Genomic DNA, 829 nt, shown 5'->3' with positions numbered 1-829 from the left:
GTGCGCTGCTTCGCCGCCGCGGCGGCCGTGCCGGTGCAGGCCGACGGCATCGCCGCCCTCGGCGCCGCCTCGGCGATCCTGCTCGGCCTGGTCGCCCGCAGCCGGGGCCGGGCCACGGGCACACTGACGACGACGATGCTTGCGACCGCCACCCACGCCATCCTCGACCAGGTCGTCGACTATCCCGGCAGGCCGGCACCGCGGGAGGTCGACGACGACGCCTGGGGCCTGTCCGCCCTCTACCGGATCTACCCGGCCGCGTCCGGCTGGGTGTTCCTCGCCGCCCCCGCAGACAAGGAGTGGCCACGCCTGGCCGCGGCGCTCGCCACCCACGACGGCCTCGCCACCCACGACGGCCTCGACGCCGACCCGAGGTTCGCGACCGCGACGGGCCGGGCCGAGCACGACGCCGCCCTCGCCGACGTGCTGGCCAAGACGTTCGGCACCCGCCCGGCCGGCGACTGGGAACGCGACCTCACCGCGGCCGGCGTCGGCTGCGTCGAGGTCGCCGAGCGCTCCCAGCAGACGATCATCCAGGTGGAACCGGCCGTGGCGGACGAGTACTGCGTGTCGGTGCACAGCGACGTGTTCGACGAGCACCTGCGTCCCGGTCCCGCCACCCGCTTCTCCCGCTCCGCGACGAGCCCGAAGGGCTTCACCTACGCCGGCGCGCACACCGACATCCTGCTCACCGAACTCGGCTACGACGCGGCCGCCATCGCCGACCTGCGCGAACGCGGCATCGTCGGCGGCTGACGGCCCGGCCCCCGCACCCGCGGGTGCGCTGCCAGGCCGGGTGCGCTGCCAGGCCGGGCGCACTCCCGCAGGC

At 76.0% G+C, this 829-nt stretch carries 1 protein-coding gene; it reads left to right on the top strand.

Annotation, left to right across the window (positions count from 1 at the left end; genetic code table 11):
* On the top strand, positions 1-756 hold a 756-nt coding region (locus ND748_RS33070), incomplete at its 5' end, for a CoA transferase (protein ID WP_251750164.1).
* Positions 757-829 lie beyond the last annotated feature (73 nt).

Source organism: Frankia sp. AiPs1 (assembly GCF_023716945.1).
GTDB lineage: Bacteria > Actinomycetota > Actinomycetes > Frankiales > Frankiaceae > Frankia.
The sequence above is the reverse complement of the archived record's forward strand: the minus strand, read 5'-3'. Positions and strand labels throughout refer to the sequence as shown.